A 20,258-nucleotide genomic window follows, 5' to 3' on the forward strand; every position below is an offset into this window, starting at 1 on the left:
AGGGATAAAGAGAAAGTGTTTAATTTCTTAACTGACTTCTACGCTAACCTGTCAGGTACAAACGGCTACAGACGTTTAAGCCTTGAAGCCACTTCTGTCCGGCTTCAAGTGCGTAAGCCTTCATCGCCTCCAGACGGCCAACTGCCCGATAAAAACGATTATTCCATTGCATGGTTTTCAGCCACTCATCCGGATCAATGTCCAACCTTTGAAGAATAGGAGGGGTACACGACGGGATGGAACCTTTCTTATCTGTCCTGACAATGCGGCCACTCCAGTCAACCAGTTCCAGATAGTCGTGAAGAAGGTAGGGAAGGGCAACGTCCGTATTCTGACCCTGCAAACAAAAAGGTTTCAGGGTCAGCGGCTGATTTTTAGTCTCAGAATGTGTAACCTGCTCCACCCGTTCCTGAATCGACGTGTACTCTGACTCTTCCGGTGTTTCTAGCTTTCCAGCCCGAATCGGATTCAAGTCAACGTAGGTCATGCAGGTCAGTAACGCTGCTTCGTCCAGCAATGCCTGGCTTTTAAAGCGTCCTTCCCAGAAGCGTCCTTTACACTGGTCTTCTTTATTGGCCTCACGAGCAAGATGTTCATTCAGGCAGCGCATAAACCAGCTGATATCCGTTAAACGACGCCGGTATTCTTCAACATATTCACCGACACGGGTCAGCTCAGCGCTGCCCAGTTTGTCAGTAGCCAAATGCCTTTGCACAAGAAGTGGACCTGCAAACAAGGTCGTCCAACGATGAAGCACTTCATTCCGTGACCAGCCTCTGGCAGATGACTGATTGATGTGCAAAACCACGTGATAATGATTTGACATGACAGCGTAAGCGCAGACTTCGATAGCAAAGACTGAAACCAGTTCCCGAAGTTTATCCACCACCCATTGGCGGCGATGCTCGTAATTCTTGCCAGTCAGATGGTTCTCTCCACAGAGGTAAGCCTGACGAACACATCTTGCCATGCAGTGGTAGTAAGGAGTTGAGCTGGGATCAATCAGGGTATTGCGAGCTTGGGCCATGAACTCACCTGTCTGGGCAAAAGATCAGTTGTAGGTGAAAAGTAGACTATGTGTATGGTAAAGCAAATTTATGGGTGTCTTTTTTTCTATGGGTGTCTTTTTTTCTTTATTTCTTGCTGAACTTGCCTGAAGGCTGATGATCAAAGCTTTCGGTTACAACGACTTTTCCTGATGGGCATAATCTGTGTACACTCGTAGAGAATTGTTACCTACTGATAACCAGGCAGCTGTGGTCCTGATAGCTACGAACTAAGGAAAAGATGCGTCTTAAATCGATCAAACTGGCCGGTTTCAAATCCTTCGTGGATCCCACAACGGTTCATTTTCCCTCCAATATGTGCGGTGTCGTTGGTCCCAACGGCTGCGGCAAGTCCAATATTATTGACGCCGTGCGCTGGGTTATGGGGGAATCTTCTGCCAAGCACCTTCGTGGTGAATCCATGACCGACGTTATCTTCAAGGGCTCCAATAGTCGCAAGCCTTCAGCAAAGGCGACGGTAGAGTTGATCTTTGATAACAACGAAGGTCGGGTCACTGGCGAATTTGCTGCCTACAGCGAGATTTCAGTTCGCAGGATGCTCACCTCGGAAGCCAAGAACTTTTACTTCCTCAATGGCAACAAGTGTCGCCGGAAAGATGTTATGGATATCTTTCTGGGAACCGGCCTGGGTCCGCGCAGTTACTCCATCATCAGTCAGGGTATCGTTTCCACGCTGATTGAGTCCAAGCCGGAAGAGCTCAGAGTCTTTATTGAGGAAGCTGCCGGTATCTCCAAGTACAAGGAGCGCCGCCGTGAGACAGAAAACCGCATTCGCCGAACCAATGAAAACCTTGAAAGACTGACTGACCTGCGTGAGGAGCTGGGGCGTCGTCTCGGGCATTTGCAGAGACAGGCCGAAGCGGCAGAAAAGTACAAAGAATACAAGGCCGATGAACGACTGAAAAAAGCCCAGCTTCAGGCCCTGCGCTGGCAAGGCATCGATGAAAAGGTCAGGAATCAGGAACATGTGATTTCCGAGCTGGAAGTCCAGCTGGAAGCTGCCGTCAGTGAACAGCGCTCTTCCGACACCGGGATGGAAAAAGACCGCGCCCAGCAAATGGAGCTGAGTGATCATTTCCATGAAACCCAGGCCAGGTATTATGGCACGGGCAATGAAATCACCCGGATTGAGCAGACGCTTCGCCACAAAGAAGAGCGCGCCAAAGAACTGAGCCACGACCTGCAACAGCTTGAACAAAGCTGGCAGGAAGCCCGTGAACAGATGGCTGAAGATCAGTCTCAGCTGGAAATTCTGGAAGCAGAAAAATTGCAGATTGAGCCTGAGCTGGAGATGCTTCAGGAGCAGGAATACCAGTCTGGTGACTCTCTTGCCCAGGTGGAAGCGGAAGTGCTTCGTGTGCAACAGGAATGGGATCAGTTTAATCAACGCTCCCATGAGCCTCAGAAGGCGGCTGAAGTAGAACAGTCCAGGATTCAACATGCTGAAACCGTACTGGAGCGTTTGCAGGAGCGTGAACAGCGTCTGCGTGAAGAGAGCAGCAGTCTTGGCGGTGGTGAAGACATTGAAGAGATGGAATTGCTCTCCGAAAAGCTGACCGAGTTGGAGCTGACTCGCGAAAATCACGAACTGAAACTGGAAGAGGTTACCTCAGACATAGAGGAAAACCGCCTTCAATTTGATCAGTTACAGGAAGATCGTGACAGCCATCGCAATGAGCTGAGTATGATCAGAGGGCGTCATGCTTCTCTGGAAGCTCTGCAGCAGGCGGCTATGGGGCAGGACACCGGGGTCATGGTCTGGTTGCAGCAGCATGGACTGGCATCGGCACCCAGGCTGGCCGAAAAACTGCAGGTGGAGTCAGGCTGGGAACTGGCCGTTGAAACCGTTCTTGGAGAAAGCCTGCAGGCACTCTGTGTGGATGATCTGGACCCTGTTGCAGGGTTTTTGAATTCTCTGGAACAGGGCACAGCGGTTTTGCTGGATGCTTCTGCCCATCAGGTCACTGAGAGTGGCAAAGGGGGACTGGATAGCCTGGCCAGCAAAGTACAGTCAGGCAGTGAGGCCAAAGGGTTATTGGCAGGCATTTATGTCACTGATTCACTGGAAGCGGCTCTATCTGCTCGAGCTTCCCTGCAGGCTCACGAATCCATCGTCACGAGAGAGGGTATCTGGCTGTCCAGAAACTGGCTTAGAGTTTGTCGTGAAACAGACAATCACTCCGGTGTTCTGGCCCGTCAGCAGGAGCTTGAAGAGCTTGGCAGCCGAATGGAATCTTTGGAAGCGTTTAGCCTGCAGGTAGAAGAACGTCTGGCTGATGCCAGAACTCTGGCCGAGCAGCTGGAAACCCGCCGACAGCAGACTCAACACCAGATCACTGAGCTTAACCGAACCCAGGGTGAGGTCAGAGCGGATCTCGGTGCCCGAAAAGTCAGGCTCGAGCAGTTTTCAGAAAGACGTACCCGACTTCAGCACGAGATTGCTGAATGTCAGGAGCTCAGTCAGGCTGAACAGGAAAGTATCGGAGAGTCTCGTTTGCGACTTCAGGACGCTCTGGATCGAATGGAAATGGACAGTGGTCTGAAAGAGGATTTGCTGGAAAAAAGAGAGAAGGGCCGGGAGAAGCTGGAACAGTTGCGGCAGACTTCCCGTCAGGATAAGGATCGTCTGCATCAGCTGGCCTTGAGGCAGCAAACCATCAACAGTCAGGCGGAATCCCTGCGGGCGGCTATCGAGCGACTCAGCCAGCAATCCACAAAGCTGCGGGAGCGCCGGGAGTTGCTTCAGGCGTCACTGTCGGAGTCCCATTCTCCTGAAGGAGAGTTGCAGGAACAGCTGGAGATTCTTCTGGCCAGAAGGCTGGAAGAAGAGGAAGCCATGCAGAAGGCTCGCAGCGAACTGGAAGACGTTGAACAACGACTGCAACAAATGGAAAGGAGCCGACAGTCAGCTGAGCAAAAAGCCCAGACGGCCCGTTCAAGACTTGAGAAATTAAGAATGGACTGGCAAGGCATGCAGGTCCGGCGTACGACCTTGTCGGATCAATTGCGGGAAGACCAGTTTGATCTGGATACCGTTCTGGCCAACATGCCGGAAGAAGCCACCGAGAAAACCTGGGAGCAGGAGCTGGAAAGACTGCAGGCGCGGATTGAAAGGCTGGGAGCGATCAACCTGGCAGCGATCGAAGAATACGAAACCCAGTCGGAACGCAAAACCTATCTGGATGCACAGAACCAGGATCTGGAGTCCGCACTGGAAACATTGGAAAATGCTATCCGCAAAATCGACCGGGAGACCCGCCAGCGTTTTAAAGTGACCTTTGATAAGGTCAATTCCGGCTTGCAGGAGCTGTTCCCCAGAGTCTTTGGCGGTGGCCGGGCATATCTGCAGTTGACCGGTGAAGATTTGCTGGATACCGGGGTGGCGATTATGGCGCAACCACCGGGTAAGAAGAACAGTACCATTCATTTGCTGTCTGGTGGTGAAAAAGCGCTGACGGCGATTGCCCTGGTTTTTGCCATCTTCCAGTTGAACCCCTCACCCTTCTGTATGCTTGATGAGGTGGATGCGCCATTGGATGATGCCAATGTGGGCCGTTACGCCAAAATGGTTTCGGAAATGAGTGACAAGGTTCAGTTCATCTATATCACTCACAACAAGATCGCCATGCAGGCAGCGAATCAACTCGTGGGTGTAACGATGCAGGAACCCGGTGTCTCCAGGCCCGTATCTGTGGATGTGGAAGAGGCCGCAGCCATGGCAGAACTCTGAGTCTCGGGAACAGTCTTTACAGGCTGTATTCTAATATATTGGTTTGTTATTCGTTGTTAAGATTCAGAAATTTGTTGCTGTGCAACCCTCTTGTGAATGGTGAACTGTTTACAGAGTTGCACTGGCGGCTGGAAAAAGTTATCACTATTCAGGTGCCTGCCCATTTGGCCAGGTGCCTGAAGAAGATTGTTAATGATATCCGTGGTCTGCGCTTGAAGGGACAACAAATACTCGCCAGAATAGGGTTTCAGGTCAGAGCGATTCGTTTGTCCTGATTCTGGCACTTTCCGAACAGCGATGTGAAAGTAATGATTAAGGACGTGTTTCAGCAGCAGTCTTGGACAATAGTCATAGACAACGGTCTGATTACAAGATTTTTTGCTGTAACATAGTAGCACATTTTACTGATTTACAATTTTCAGATTTTTTTGCGTTTTCGGGTTGTTGATTTTCAGGCAGCAACAATCCATTGGGTAAGCAGGCGGCATGGACATGAGTTTACGAGATTGGTTGGTAGTAATCGGAATCGTCGTCATTATTGGCGTTCTGGCTGATGGATACCGCCGTATGCGTCTGGCTAGAAAAAGAGCGTCAGAACTGTCTTTCGGTCTTGAAGATGTAAAAGGTAACGAAGACGAATTTGGTAGTGAATTGCCCAATGGTGGAGCCAGAAAGTCTGAGGGAAGCCCCCAGAAGCTGGAAACAGTCAAGGGCTGGGTACGTTCGGAAGAATCATCCCATTTGCCTGTAAGGGAGCGAATCGAGCCGGAAATATCCAGTCTTGAATCAGAAATAGTAGCGCCTGCCAGGCCAGTGACATCGTTGCAGGCGCAGCCTGTCGAAGCGTCAGAGGTTCAGAAAGCGTCGGAACCCTTACCCGTCCTGACCCAGGTGGATGATGTCTCGGAAGTGCTTTCTGCCAGGCCCGGAGCTGGAGTTGAAGAGCCCACTCCAGAGATTGAAAAACCAGCCCCCGGAGTTGAAGAGCGCACACCTGTGCAGGAAAGCGTTACTTTGACGCCCGGGTTTGTTGAAGAACCCCAGGTGGCTGTCCCACCTGTTACAACGACCAAACCTGCAAGAGCGGAAAAAAATCACCGTCCTGTCAATCAGGAAAAACTGGCGGATCGTCCTGCTGCCAGTGAAATTCTGGTCATCAATCTGCTGGCTAAAGGTGGCGAAAAGTTTAACGGAGCAAGGTTGCTCCAAAGCCTGCTGGCTTCGGGCATGCGCTATGGTGATATGTCGATCTTTCATCGTTATGCCAACAAAGATGGAACCGGGCAGATTCTGTTCAGCATGGCAAACGGGGTAGAGCCGGGCACTTTTGACATCGGCAAACTGGAATCGACTGATACACCGGCAGTCAGTATCTTTATGGGATTGCCGGGGCCCCGTGAGCCACTCAAATCGTTTATGCTGATGGAAGAAACGGTTCGTCAGTTAGCACTGGATCTGGGTGGAGAGCTAAAAGACGAGCACTTCAGTGTACTGACTCAACAGACGCTGGAGCACTATCGTCAACGCATTCGTGATTTCGAAAGAAAACAGTTAACCCAGAAGATGGTTGACTGATTTCTTTCTAGCCTTCATCAATCCAAATCCTCTCCCGGACTGAGGGTCGCAAAACTCCAACATCTCGTTTCCTCGCGATCAGGCTCCTTCGACGTCGGCGAGGAAACCAGAGACGGCTTCGTACCTCCCGGGAATTGTCAGTTTAATAGCTCAAGGCTGTTTACAATCACTTCAGGCCGCTTAAGTAACAGAATCATGACCCAGACTAAGCTCTCTCTCAAGGAAGCCGAACAACAAGCTCAGAAGCTGCGAGAACAGATTGATGATCATAACTATCGTTATTATGTAATCGACGATCCCGTCATTGCCGACGCCAGTTATGATCGCCTGATGCAACAGCTGAAGTCCATCGAAGCGGACTTTCCGGAGCTGGTCACACCTGAATCACCCACCCAGCGTGTGGGTGCCGCACCTCTGTCGGCGTTTGGACAGATTCGTCATGAACTGCCCATGTTGTCACTGGATAACGCTTTTAACCAGGATGATCTCAATGACTTTGACCGCAGGGTACGGGAGCGTCTGGGCACTGGTTCAGTGGTGGAATATGCCTGCGAACCCAAGCTGGACGGCATTGCGGTCAGCCTTCTGTACGAGAGGGGTTCACTGGTGCGAGGTGCTACCCGGGGGGATGGCAGGACCGGTGAAGATATCACTCTGAATGTGCGCACCATCGTTTCTATTCCTCTGAAGTTGCTGGGCGATGGTTGGCCTGATCGTCTGGAAGTCCGTGGTGAAATCTTTATGCCCAGGGAAGGTTTTGAAAGACTCAATCAGAGAGCTAAAGCCAGGGATGAAAAAGTGTTTGTCAATCCACGTAATGCAGCAGCGGGCAGTCTGAGGCAGCTTGACTCAAAAATAACGGCGAAAAGACCCCTGGAGATTTATTGTTATGGTGCCGGCATTGTTGAAGGGGGTGAGTTACCAGACAGACATGCCGATATTCTTGAGTGTTTTAGAACCTGGGGCCTGCGGGTAAACCCTGAACTGCGCGTAGTGAAAGGGGCTGCTGCCTGCGCTGAATATTTCTCCAGAATAGAAGACAAGCGCGAAGCCTTGCCCTACGAAATTGATGGTATCGTTTACAAGGTCAACAGTCTGGCCCAGCAGGAACAACTGGGGTTTGTCGCCCGTGCTCCCCGCTGGGCCATTGCTCGCAAGTTTCCCGCCCAGGAAGAAATGACCATTTTGAAAGACGTCGAGTTCCAGGTGGGAAGAACCGGTGCCATTACCCCGGTTGCCAGACTCGAGCCGGTGTTTGTGGGTGGGGTCACCGTCAGCAATGCAACCCTTCATAATATGGCCGAGGTAGCACGTCTGGGGCTGAAAATCGGTGATACCGTTGTGATTCACCGTGCCGGGGATGTGATTCCGAAGGTGGTTCGGGTCATTCCCGACCGAAGACCGGATGATGCCAGAGATATTGAGTTGCCTGAACACTGCCCGGTTTGTCATTCAGACGTTGAAAGAGATGAAGACGAAGCAGCAGCCCGATGCACCGGCGGTCTTTATTGTTCCGCCCAGCGTAAGGAAGCTATCAAGCACTTTGCTTCCAGAAAAGCCATGGATATCGATGGCCTGGGTGATAAGCTGGTGGAGCAGTTTGTCGACAAAGGTCTTGTGAATACTGTCGCTGATCTCCACAAGCTCGAAGTAGAGCCTGTTGCATCCCTGGAGCGCATGGGTAAGAAATCAGCCACTAACCTGATCAATGCTCTGAAGGTTAGTCAGAAAACGACACTGGCCAGATTTATCTACAGCCTCGGCATTCGTGAGGTAGGTGAAGCGACTGCCCGGAGTCTGGTGGCTCATTATCGTGATCTTGAGGCGATCAGGTCAGCGACCCTTGAGCAGTTACAGGAAGTGGATGACGTTGGCCCGGTCGTTGCCGCTCATATTGAAAAGTTTTTTAAGCAGGAACATAATCTTGAAGTGATTGATGAACTGCTGAAGGTTGGGGTGCACTGGGAAGAAGAAGCCGAACCGGAAGCCGACGTGGTTCAACCACTGGCAGGTGAGGTTTGGGTGCTGACAGGTACCCTGCTCACTATGACCCGTGATGAAGGCAAGGCTGTATTACAGAAGCTGGGAGCCAAAGTCACCGGCTCTGTTTCAGCAAAAACCACGGCGTTACTGGCCGGAGAAAAGGCAGGATCCAAGCTGACTAAAGCTCAAAATCTCGGCGTTCGTGTCGTCACAGAAGATGAGTTTGCTCATTTGCTGAAGGAATGGGGAGTTTGATAAGTGAAACGAAGGTTGGCACTGATCGTAACCATAGCCGGATTTCTTTTTCTGACCGGCTGTGCCACCAGTACAACACCACCTGCCAACCCTCATAACCTCTGTAGTATTTTTAAAGAAAAGCGTAGCTGGTATCGCCATGCTAAAAAAGCCAATGAAAAATGGGGGACTCCCATCCAGGTCATGATGGCTATTATGTATCAGGAGTCCGCTTATCGTCATGATGTAAGGCCCCCCAGACCCCGTTTCCTGTTCATACCACTGCCCAGAAGTTCATCGGCCTACGGCTATGCCCAGGCCCTGGACGGCACCTGGGAGATGTATCTGAAAGAGAATGGTGGCTGGTTCAAGGCGCGGGATGACTTTGAGGATGCCATTGATTTTATTGGCTGGTATACCCATAAAACGCGTACTATCAATGGTGTCTCTCTGTGGCATACCGATCTGCTGTACCTGAATTACCATGAGGGTTGGGGCGGCTACAAACGGGGTAGTCACAAGAAAAAAACCTGGCTGTTGAATACCTCTAAAAAAGTGCACAGCCGAGCCTCAAACTACGGTGCCCAGCTTCGACGTTGCCGTCTTTGAGCAAGAAGCCTCCAAGGATTCAGCGACTGATCGCAGTTCGGGACGTTATCGTCATTTTCGCTTTCTTCAAGAGATCATCAAAGGCCTCTGAATGACTTTCATCCCGAAAAATAGCGCCAGTTAAACGGGTCGCTGAATGGTAATGATCTTACCCAGCGCAGCGTAATCATTACCACCCAGTCGAGAAATGGGATCTACCTGAGTTGCATCAATGACCAGCCGTTCGCCTTTAGATGCGACTTTATCCGACAGATACGCTTGTTTGATTTCGCCGAATACAAGTCCCTGTTTGTTCTTGCCGATTTCCTGATACTCATAGAGTTGGCAGTACAAAGCGATATCACATTCAGATAAGCGAGGCAGTGATTGTTGCCAATCATTGTTGGTTGTCAGATGAATACGCTCTAATTCAGATTGGCCATAGTCCAGCGTTCGAGCTGTCTCAGTCATTTCTTCTGCTAATGAGGAAGGTGCAATATGAACAACAAACGATCTGCTACGCAAAATATTGCGACGTGTGTCTTTTATTTCGCCAGAGGGCTTACTTCCGACAGAAAACATAATCAGCGGTGGGTTACTGCTGATTGCGGTAAAAAATGAAAACGGTGCCAGATTAAAATCGCCCTCTTCATTAGCAGTGAGCACCCAGGCCACAGGCCGGGGAATCACAGTTTGGGTCAATAAGTGATAGGCTTGTGTATCAGACATTTCTTCTACGTTAAGGTGCATAACACGCTTCCCTGGAAAAATCAGCTCTCTGTTTTTGCAAGCTGTTTCTTATACTTTTCAATCGAATTCGGGCTTTGGTGGCCCAGGGGCTTTTGAGGTTTTGTTCGCAGGCTTGAGAAAGGTTCACAGACCCGTATCATTGCAGTTCCCACAAGCCCTGATACGAATCTTTTATGCCCCGCCTCATGCTCCGTGACAAGCACTGGTTGAAGCTTCAGCCAATTCTCAAACAAGCCCGTATAAATAACAAGCCTGATCGTATGCTTTATCTCATTCGTATAGGTATTCCATGGCGTGACCTACTGTGAGTTTGGAAAGCGGAATACCGTTTTCCAGAAGTTTAACGACCGTCTGCCAGGGGCAAATGGTTGAAGGTGTTTAAGTGGACACCGTGCCGGCCTCGTCGGCCTCAGAGTTCGTGTTGTAGGAAACAACAGTCACCGAGGGGCAGACTCATAAATCAAAAATGACTGACCATCAAGACTGAATAGCTGACCATCAAGGCTGTCCAGTCCACTCAAAGGATTGATCATGGAACCATTGATAGACCTCCAGGTATTGAAAACCTGGCAGACTTTCGCTGAAGTGGGCGTTACCATGGCACCGGCTGAATCCTCAGTGACTTCACACTCTCCTGCCAATGGTAGTGGATCAACGGCTTTCAAGCCGTATTGTTGTGGTCGCCACCACCATGAAGGTGGATATTGTCGCCACGGATTGACCGCCTTGAGATGGTTACAGGCCAGTGCCAGTTTAATGTGTCCTTCGATACCTATAGCTGTATTTTTTGAGCGTATCCGATTGCCTGCCAGATTAAAAAGAGGAGGTAGCAAGTTGACTTTAGTATCATAACTACCTCTGAGAAGGAAACCATCTCTAAAACGAGCTAATCCTGTTGGAAGAGGTTTCTTGCCTAGCGTATTGTTGTTGATATCAACAATGTTTCTGAAAATATCCATACTGCTCCCTGCCGGTAGGTAAAAGTCACCCGCGTGTGCCATCTCGCCCTTGAATCTATTTCCAATAACAGCGATCTTCTGTAACTGCTGCGTACCGGCATAATAAATATCTATCCCTTTGGGAACAATATCCCTCCCACCGTAGAGTATGGATTTGCCTATCATAGTGTTATCGGCAAACCGCAGGCCCGAACTCTGGTTCACCGATGCATCAAGGGGGCCTGCGCAAGAGAAGTAAAGTCCGGCCCGTCTGACAGAGACATGGAACAGGTTATTTTCTACAATCAGTTTCCGGTTATAACAACCAGCATAAATAATAGAAAAAGCCCCCACATTGTTATCAGGTCCAACGGGCTGGAAAGTAACATGCCTTATGTGACTGTCTCTGGTTTTATCGAAATCGTGCATGTCATCAATAAAGACCATAGATAGATCTCTAAAACCTGCATCAACTCTGATAACTATTTCAAAACCATCGTCTGCTGCACCAATGATGTTCTGACCGTTCTTCAAAACTATTGCTTTATCAATAAGATACTCAACCTGGGTTTTATCCACCGGAGGGAGAGAGGATGTAGAAGTAGATGACGCAGTAGACAGAGTCTCGGAAGAGAGCAGTATAACAGTGTCTTCAGGAATCCGTTTGATCGTCTCACTCAGATCCTCTGTCTCCCCTGTCGGATCAGCAGTGAGAACAATACACTGTCGTCCACTAAAAAGTTTGCTGTACTGGTTCAGCCGCTGAATAACCCCCGTCGTTAGTCCCGTAAGAGAGTCACACAATACTGTCGGCAGAGGAGAATAGGGTGCTGTAGAAGAAGAGGTTGTGGCTGGAGAAGAGTTGACGTTTGGAGATTGAGTCGTCCGGGCTTCTGCAAACAAAGCCATCAACAGGAGTAAAGGGACGACTAATCGGGCTAATAAATAGTGTTTCAGCGTGATCATGCTCAGGACCCCTTGAAGCAATCGACATGAAGTCTAGACTCTGTATTTATACTTATCCATCAAAAAAATTGTTCCATTCAGTGCTGTAAAGACTTTTCAGATTTTAATAAAAAAACCTTCACCATTGGCAACGTTTACACACTGATTTTAATCACAGATCTCAGGGTAAATATTAAGCCCCACCCACAGCACAAAAACCTAATCTTGTTCGTCCTGAACAACCATCTTGTGCAGGGTGTTCACGTTTGGCATTCCGGGGAGCATTTGGATTAAAAGGCAGAGATGAGGCATGGGGCTTGATAGACGTTGATCCAGCCGCTTCCCACAAATGTTCGAATGTGTTTGCTAAGCGTTATCAACCGGGATTTGCTTCAGTGAGTACATGGTCTTCGGCAGGCTTTGATGTTGCCTGTCATTCTGATTTGCCGACTTCCAAAGCCACGAATAATATTGGCACAGCAGGATTAACCTCAGGTCAGAAGCCAGGTACCCGGCAGTCAGCAGTCCAGTCGCTACCCAAAATGTGGCAGTGGATTGAGTGGAAAGAGATTCTATACTCTGTTGACACATTAAGCTCGATCGTGGTTTGGCACAAAGCTCTTTGCAAGTCGGTAATATGAATTTTTAAAGCAGTGTTACCGGCTTCCTGATATAAACATTCCAAAAGCATGAGGCTCATTTCCTACTGTTGAAGACATTGCCTTTATTTATGAAGACATTAAATAGGATTATCGTGGTAAGGATTCATCTGTTGTGACTTTAAAATATCAGACAGAGTACAGTTATGAATATTTCCAGATACAGTTTGGTCATCACTTTATTGTCAATAATTTATGCCTTACCCTGTCATGTCTACGCCACAGATGCGCCAGCAGGCAGTTCCACAGATGCGCCAACAGGCAGTCCCACAGATACGAAGGTTTCAAGTTGCTCTGATTTAGCCAGCGATGTGGATAAGAAGGTGTGTGACTATCATTTGTCGGCTTTTGAGGCTCTGATCAGGGAAAAAAACGATCAGATATCTCCAACAACATCATACTCAACGGCTTCACCTAGTGCTTCTCCAATTCCCGAAACGGTCAATATAAAAAAAATATCGGCTACAACAAGGCTGGATAAAGAGGTTTTTGAAACCAGCATTCCAACATTGTTTATCTTTGATGCGCAATCACCCGGACAGGAACACCCCGCCGTTTATGAATTGCCATTGACTGTGCCCGTTAGTGGCGACGATATCAGAGGAGTAAAGAGTTTTCAGTTGCCTGATAACTCAGCTTTTGTGGGGAACAGTAAAGATATTCGACCAGAGTTCGTAATCGAGGGAGGCATACAAAATCATTATGTGATGTCGGCACCCAATAATGATGCTGTCTACTATCTGGCGAATATCGAAATTGATTCCAGAAATCCTCTGGACAGCGGCGGTTCTTCAGCGACGGCTGCCTCAGATTCCACCGGTAAAGAGAGTCATAAACCTTTTGGCGTTCTTGAACTGAAAGGTGCGGGTATTTTTGTTGCAGACAACATCAAGGTGGTACTGGATCCGGCAGATTATCGTAAGACTCTCCAACCAGTAAAGCTGGGATGTACAAATTTTGCTGACGGGAGAGGAACAGAAGAGACTTTCGTCTATCGATTTATGGACTCTGAATTTGATCTGCTGCAAGGCTTAAAAAAAACAAAATATGGTTTACACGCTGCAATAAGTGTTTCCTGTTATCAACAAACAGGGCAAGTGAGGTTGACCATGAAAAACACTAAAACCGTTATATTTGTACCCCCTGGAGATCCAATTTCCCCTAATGCACCAGGCAGTGGTGATTTGTTCTCTATTGACTTATGGCCAAGAGACAACATTATGCGCTTTGTCGATTCTTCCTGTAACAGAGTCGTTGATCAGTTTGACAATGATCTATCCATTAACTTAGCTGATCCATCGCGTCCCGATCTGTATATGGGTGACATCTGGAACAGTATCTGTACTGAGATTAATGTGATTCATGGAGCCTTTGGATTAAAAGACAGAGAACTGGCATGGGGTTGGATATTAACTGATTACAACAGTGATTATGGCTGTGATCCTGCAGTGAAAAAGACTTATCAACCAAGGTTTGCTTCATTGAGCGAATGGTCTGAAGCAGGTGTTGAAGTTGCAGCTAATTGCACAATGCCAACATCTACTTCTATAACCCGGGTGCCCTTCGCTATTGTTGGTGCCGAAGCTCTGGAAAAGAATGATGCCAGTGCAGCAGGATTAACCCCGGGGCAAATAGCAGGCATAGGAGTTGCTGCTGTTTTTGTGGACCAGGTCATTACTCAGGGCTGGTTCTATCTTTCACACCGGATCAGGCAAGACTGGATACGGCATACCAGTCAGGCGTTAGCCGCTACATTGGGGGTGGGGCTGCCGGTAATCCAGTTGATGCCAAAATGCATCAGTCGGTTGACAGGCAGGAGTGCAGTGCACACTCTATTGACAGAAGAAAAGCAACCATAGTTTGTTGCAAGAAGCCCCCTTAAGTCAGTAATCTGGATTAGCGTAAATCGCCGTAAACCATCGCCCTTTTAGGGCGGTGATATAAGGTGTGAAGGCCGGGCCGCGCAGGCCGGGCCGCGCAGGTGCAGAGCCTTCCGCTTGCGTGTTTGTAGATCCAAGGGGCACCCGGTGACTGCTGATGGAGGCTTATGCGTGGGAATGCATACCTCCACTGAAAAGCAGACTCTACACCGTGAGATAGGTATGGGTTCCCTAGCTGGGACCCACAAGGTCCGAAAGCATGGGAATCAGAGTTTTGTGACACCCTCGACAAGGGGGGAGTGTCACCCTTTATTTGTGAAATATCCGGTCTAGCAGCCTGTCGGACTTGAGCGTCCGTAGCGAGGATTGCAAGAAACAGAGATTTTTAGACCAATTTATTGCAACCGCAGTAGGACAGTCTTAAGTCCGACAGGCTGCTAGGATTTACGACGAACTTAAAGAGAATTATCACAGTAAAGATGCTGCAGTTTTGGCTTTTAAAAAATCAGACAGAGTACAGTTATGAATATTTCCAGACCCGGCCTGGCGGTTGCTCTACTCTCGGCAATGTATGCTTTTCCCTGTCATGCTTTCGCCACGGATGGGCCAACGGAAAGTACCTTGTTCAAAAAGTTTTCAAGCTGTTCTGAGTTGACCGGTGTTGATAGAGACGTGTGCAGCCATCACTTATCTGCTTTTGAGAAACTCATAAGGGAAAAAAACAGTCAGTTATCTCCGACAACGTCTTTCCCGGTTACTTACTCAACTATTTCTCTAAATAGCTCCCTGAGCACTGCTCCAGGTACTTACTTGATATCTGAAACGGTCAAGATAAGAAAAATATCCGCTACGACAAAAAGACTGGGTCGTGAGATTTTTAGAACTGATGATCCAACCTTGTTTATCTTTGATGCAGAGCAAGTCCCCGGCAAGGGGCAACCGGCCATTTATGAATTACCATTGACAGGTGGCGTCAGTAGCAGTTCCGGAAGTGTCAACAGTTTTCAGTTACCGGATAACTCGGCTTTTGTTGGGAACGGGACGGCTATTCGGCCTGAATTTGTTATTGAGGGAGGTATGCTGAGTCATTACGTGATGTCGGCACCCAATAATGGTTCTGTCTATTATTTGGCGAATATTGAAATTGATTCCAGGAATCCTCGGAAAAAGGCTGTTAGATCAACGACAGCTCCTACAGGATACCCGGCGGTTACAACTCCCACTTCAAAGGCTCACATACCCGCAGGCGTTCTGAACCTGAAGGGCGCAGGTATTTTTTTTGCGGATAACATCAAGGTAGTACTTGATCCGGCGGATAATCAGGATGATATTGATCTGGTAAAACTGGGGTGTACAAATTCTGCTGACAGGAAAGGAACAGAAGAGAGTTTTATCTATCGATTTACGGAGACCGAATTTGATCTCCAGAAAAGCCTGAAAGATGTAACACATTTTCAAAATGCTGCATTGAATGTCGATTGCAATGAGAAAACAGGGTATGTGAAGTTGACCATGAAAGACACTACAACAGTCATATTTGTACCCACTAAACCCCTGTTACCTCGTCCGACACATAGCAATGGTGTCGTGTTCTCTATGAATTTAGCGCCCAGAGAAGATGTACTGCGCCTGGATAAATCTACCTGTAACAGCGTCGTTGATCAGCATGGCAATGATTTATCGGTCGACTTAACAAACAAATTTCATCCAGATCATTATATGGGTGGTGTCCGGGGCGTCAATTACTGTTCTGATATCAAAATAATGCAAGGAGCTTTTGGAATAAAAGATAGAGAGGAAGCATGGGGCTTGATAGTTGTTGATCACTCCGATACGCACAGCTGTTCGACTGCATTGGATAAGCGTTATCAACTGGGATTTGCTCCTGTGAGTGCATGGTCGAAGGCAGGCTTTGATGTTGCCTGCAATTGCACCATGCCAACATCGGTTTCATTCAGTTCATTCCCAACCTATCTTTATACAACGCAGGTAGCATACACTTCACACACACTGATTCCGGGTAAAGGTGCTCTGTCTATTGACAGTAATGGCACTAAAGGATTGACCGAACTGGAGAAAGCAGGCATTGGTATTGCCGCAGTTACTTTGGATCAGGCCATTACTCATAGCTGGTTCTATCTTTCAAACCGTATCAAGCAAGCCTGGATAAGGCATACCAGTCAGGTATTAGCTGCTACATTAGGTTTGGGTATTCCCGCCATCCAGTTGCTACCGAAATGTAGAAGTGGATTGAAAAAAGCAGATATAGAGATTGGTCTATTGAAAGATCCCGCTCTAGAGATGTAGTTTGTCGAAAAAACACCACTTCCAAAGGAATGGGACTCATTCCATCTTAGGGAGGGCATTACCTTTATTTATAAAATATGCAGTGCAGGATAAATAGTAGCCTTCGGATGGATTATTAAAGAAAGGGTGCTTATATTTTTAATGTTTAAAAATTAGACAGGGTGCAGTTATGAATATTTCCAGATCCGGGCAAGGGGCTGTCCTATTGTTAGCAATCCATACCTTCTCCTGTCATGCTTCACCCACAGCTTGCTCAACGGAAAGTTCCACATGTACAAAATTTTCAAGTTGTTCTGAATTAGCCAGTGATACCGATAGGAGCTTTTGCATGCACCATTTAGATGCTTTTAAGGATCTCATCAGGCAAAAGAACAATCAGGTACCTCCGACAACATTTACGCCGGGCACTTCTCCAGGGATACACCCAGGTACCCCCTCAGTGTCTGCGCCCATTGCTGAAACGGTCGAGATAAGAAAAATATTCGCTACAGCAGAACCATTGGGTCAAGAGATTTTTAAAACGGACGTTCCAACCCTGTTTATATTTGATGCAGAGCAATCGTCAGGAGAGGAGCAACCAGCCGTTTATGAATTACCACTTAAGACCATCAGTCGCGGTCGTAGAACATTTAATACTTTTCAATTACCGGATAACTCGGCTTTCGTGGGAAACAATGCAGATATTCTGCCGGAATTTGTGATTGGGAGAGGCAAACATCATCATTTCATGATCTCGGCAACCCGTAGTAATTCTGTCTACTATCTGGCGAATATCGAAATTGATTCCAGAAATCCTTTAGATATGGGGAGGGGTTTAGCAACAGGGCAGCCGTTTACAACCCCGACCACACAGAATCACACTCCATTCGGTATTATGGATCTCAGAGGTGCGGGTATTTTTGTTGCTGACAACATTAAAGTGGTAATGGACCCAGCGGATAGTGATATGAAGATCGGGCTGGTAGAGCTGGGCTGTCCCAATTATGCTGACGGGTTTGGAACCGAGGAAAATTTCATCTACCGATTTATGCGCTCTGAGTTTTATCTGTCACAAGGTGAGCAAGGACCAACACGCCGTCAAAACGCTGCATTGAGTGTCAGATGTCTTCAGAAAACAGGGCAAGTGGCGCTGACCTTGAAAGACACCACAACATTCATATCTGTACCCACTGGCAGGACAGCAACCGATTCACCAAAAAGCAGTAGTGAGTTGTTCTATATAGCCTTATATTTCAGGAAAAACGTTCTGAACTTCGTCGATTCTACCTGTAACAGCGTCGTTGATCAGTTTGGCAATGATTTATCCATTGATCGGGATAATCCATCGGATCCTGATCACTATATGGGGCGCGTCTTTAATAATAATTTCTGTTTTGATTTCAAAATGATAAATGGAGCATTTGGATTAAAAGGCAGAGAGCAAGCATGGGGTTTTGTACCGGCTGTTGAGAACGTCGGTAAGCGTAGCTGCTGGGGTAAGAAAAGATATCAGGCTGGATTTGCTTCAGTGAGCGAATGGTCTTCGGCAGGTTCTGATGTTGCCTGTCATTGCAGTATGCCAACATCTACTTCATCCATTTCAAACACTTCAGTCAGTTCATTCACAACTTCTTCCTTTACGACTCAGGTTTCACCCGCACTGACTCCTGATGTTGTTGTTACAGGCGCTCTGGTTATGAATAAGACTGATGCCGAAGGATTAAAGGCATTAGAAAAATTAACCACGGGGGAGAAAGTATGCGTTGGAGCTGGCGTGTTTCTTGCCGACCAGATCGTTACTCAGTCCTGGTTCCATCTTTCAAAACGGATCAGGCAAGCCTGGATAAGGCATACCAGTCAGGCATTAGCTATTACGTTTGGTTTGGGTTTTCCGGCATTTCAGTGGCTACCGGGATGTATCAGTGGATTGAGAGGAAGGTCAGGGCACGCCGTATTGGGGGATAAGGAGCCATTGGGATATCAAGATATATTTGAACCACGCTAGTGTAGTGCGACCTAATTAACAGTACATAAAGACTCCTAACGGTCTACTATGGATGTTATTCCAACCACTGCCTGTTTTTACTATGCGAGTTGCCACAGAGATAATACTTGATGCTTCTGAAGAAATACGACTCAGAAAGATTACTTCATCAAATACTTGCCCTCTTCGCTTGGCCCGCCGTGCCCAGATTGTTCTTCTCTCTGCAGAAGGAAAAAGCAATCTTGAGATTGCGCAAATACTGAAGATCGGTCGTCATCAGGTCAGCCGCTGGCGTGACCGATATGCTCAGGAAGGCTTCTCCGGGATTGAACAGGATCGAGCTCGCAGTGGCCGTAAAAAGAAGATTGATGCTGCTGAGATTGTGAGTCTGACCACAAACACCCTTCCGGAAAATGCCACTCACTGGAGCACCCGAACTATGGCTGCTGTTAGCGGTATCAGTGAGAGAAGTGTTCGCCGGATATGGCATGCATATGGCCTCAAGCCTCACCTGGAAAAGACATTCAAGGTGTCCCGAGACCCGAAATTTGTGGAGAAGCTTGAAGATATTGTCGGACTCTATCTGTCTCCTCCTGAACATGCGTTGGTGCTGTGCTGTGATGAAAAAAGTCAGGTTCAGGCACTCGATCGAACACAGCCTGGCTTACCGTTGAAGAAAGGGCGTGCCGCAACAATGACTCATGATTATAAACGACATGGTACAACCACTCTCTTTGCAGCACTGAATGTACTTGATGGTGCTGTCATCGGTCAGTGCCAGCAGCGTCATACCCATGTGGAATGGTTGAAGTTTCTTAAACAGATAAATAGGGAAACGGCAAAAGACAAAGAGCTGCACCTGATTTGCGACAACTATGCGACTCACAAACACCCGAAGGTGCGAGAATGGCTGGAAAAACATCCTCGTTTTCATATGCACTTTACGCCAACGTCAGCATCATGGTTAAACATGGTTGAGAGATTTTTTCGGGATCTCACGAGTCAGCGTTTACGCCGTGGTGTGTTTGTCAGTGTGCCACAGCTAGTCAGTGCGATTGATGAATATATTGAAAAGCATAATCAAAATCCAAAGCCGTTTATCTGGACTGCTAAGGCAAATGATATCTTAGAAAAAGTCGTTCGGGCTAATCGCCGGTTAAGTTGCAAAAAGAACGACGCACTACACTAGGAGCCCATATGATCCGCCTCCGGAAGGTTTTTCTGAACCCTCCACAATTCGGTGGTCCGGGTTATTTACTATGGGACAGGACTTTTCCTGTATTTATGAAATATCCGGTCTAGCAGCCTGTCGGACTTAAGACTGTCCTACGCGGCAGCTGCTCCTGCGTTGCTCTAGCTCCTGCATCCATGCAGTCGTGCGGTTGCAATAAATTGGTCTAAAAATCCCTGTTTCTTCGTCAAATAGCTCGCTATTCTCCTCAGAAACAGAGATTTTTATCCTCAATTTCTTGCAATCCTCGCTACGGACGCTTAAGTCCGACAGGCTGCTAGGATAAATAACGCCCCTAAAAAGTATGGTTAAGGAAAGGATACTTCTGTTTTAACGTTTAAAAATCAGACAGAGTGCAGTTATGAATATTTCCGGAATCGGGTTAGCTGTTGCGCTATTGTCAGCAAT

At 47.9% G+C, this 20,258-nt stretch carries 13 protein-coding genes; 10 read left to right on the top strand and 3 right to left on the bottom strand.

What is annotated here, in order from left to right:
• Window positions 1–43: 43 nt before the first annotated feature.
• Window positions 44–1,027 carry a transposase gene (locus ACOMG9_RS08065; RefSeq protein ID WP_448216540.1) on the bottom strand — a complete coding sequence of 328 codons (984 nt, stop codon included), beginning with the start codon at window positions 1,025–1,027 and terminating at the stop codon, window positions 44–46.
• 260 nt (window positions 1,028–1,287) lie between these two features.
• Here ACOMG9_RS08065 and smc point away from each other — a divergent pair, with 260 nt between their 5' ends.
• The 5 genes from smc (at window position 1,288) to ACOMG9_RS08090 (ending at window position 9,198) form a co-directional block, all read left to right on the top strand.
• Window positions 1,288–4,797 carry a chromosome segregation protein SMC gene (gene smc, locus ACOMG9_RS08070; protein WP_448216541.1) on the top strand — a complete coding sequence of 1,170 codons (3,510 nt, stop codon included), beginning with the start codon at window positions 1,288–1,290 and terminating at the stop codon, window positions 4,795–4,797.
• Window positions 4,798–4,889: 92 nt separating this feature from the next.
• A complete protein-coding gene (locus ACOMG9_RS08075; protein ID WP_448216542.1) occupies window positions 4,890–5,072 on the top strand; it encodes a hypothetical protein in 183 nt (60 codons plus the stop codon).
• A gap of 217 nt (window positions 5,073–5,289) precedes the next feature.
• Complete coding sequence (gene zipA, locus ACOMG9_RS08080; RefSeq protein ID WP_448216543.1) at window positions 5,290–6,372, top strand: cell division protein ZipA; 1,083 nt, start codon at window positions 5,290–5,292, stop codon at window positions 6,370–6,372.
• 195 nt (window positions 6,373–6,567) lie between these two features.
• Window positions 6,568–8,610, top strand: coding sequence for an NAD-dependent DNA ligase LigA (gene ligA, locus ACOMG9_RS08085; RefSeq protein ID WP_448216544.1), 2,043 nt, complete (start codon window positions 6,568–6,570; stop codon window positions 8,608–8,610).
• A gap of 3 nt (window positions 8,611–8,613) precedes the next feature.
• The gene (locus ACOMG9_RS08090) at window positions 8,614–9,198 is read left to right on the top strand and encodes a transglycosylase SLT domain-containing protein (RefSeq protein WP_422137584.1); all 585 of its coding nucleotides are present in this window, start codon (window positions 8,614–8,616) and stop codon (window positions 9,196–9,198) included.
• A gap of 120 nt (window positions 9,199–9,318) precedes the next feature.
• On the opposite strand, the gene ACOMG9_RS08095 is transcribed toward ACOMG9_RS08090, so the two are convergent.
• Both ACOMG9_RS08095 and ACOMG9_RS08100 read right to left on the bottom strand, forming a co-directional pair.
• A complete protein-coding gene (locus ACOMG9_RS08095) occupies window positions 9,319–9,906 on the bottom strand; it encodes a flavin reductase family protein (protein WP_448216545.1) in 588 nt (195 codons plus the stop codon).
• Between the two features lie 458 nt (window positions 9,907–10,364).
• Window positions 10,365–11,831 carry a hypothetical protein gene (locus ACOMG9_RS08100; RefSeq protein ID WP_448216546.1) on the bottom strand — a complete coding sequence of 489 codons (1,467 nt, stop codon included), beginning with the start codon at window positions 11,829–11,831 and terminating at the stop codon, window positions 10,365–10,367.
• Window positions 11,832–12,205: 374 nt separating this feature from the next.
• On the opposite strand from ACOMG9_RS08100, the gene ACOMG9_RS08105 reads away from it, so the two are divergent.
• From ACOMG9_RS08105 to ACOMG9_RS08125, 5 genes are all read left to right on the top strand, one after another.
• Window positions 12,206–12,451 (top strand): hypothetical protein, encoded by a 246-nt coding sequence (locus tag ACOMG9_RS08105; RefSeq protein ID WP_448216547.1) that lies wholly within the window; start codon window positions 12,206–12,208, stop codon window positions 12,449–12,451.
• Between the two features lie 164 nt (window positions 12,452–12,615).
• Complete coding sequence (locus ACOMG9_RS08110; RefSeq protein WP_494530060.1) at window positions 12,616–14,328, top strand: hypothetical protein; 1,713 nt, start codon at window positions 12,616–12,618, stop codon at window positions 14,326–14,328.
• Between the two features lie 543 nt (window positions 14,329–14,871).
• Window positions 14,872–16,656 (top strand): hypothetical protein, encoded by a 1,785-nt coding sequence (locus ACOMG9_RS08115; RefSeq protein WP_494530061.1) that lies wholly within the window; start codon window positions 14,872–14,874, stop codon window positions 16,654–16,656.
• Window positions 16,657–16,984: 328 nt separating this feature from the next.
• Window positions 16,985–18,640 (top strand): hypothetical protein, encoded by a 1,656-nt coding sequence (locus tag ACOMG9_RS08120; protein WP_448216550.1) that lies wholly within the window; start codon window positions 16,985–16,987, stop codon window positions 18,638–18,640.
• Between the two features lie 82 nt (window positions 18,641–18,722).
• A complete protein-coding gene (locus tag ACOMG9_RS08125) occupies window positions 18,723–19,808 on the top strand; it encodes an IS630 family transposase (RefSeq protein WP_448218589.1) in 1,086 nt (361 codons plus the stop codon).
• The last annotated feature ends 450 nt before the right edge of the window (window positions 19,809–20,258 follow it).

This window comes from Endozoicomonas sp. PH6C, from assembly GCF_059322965.1.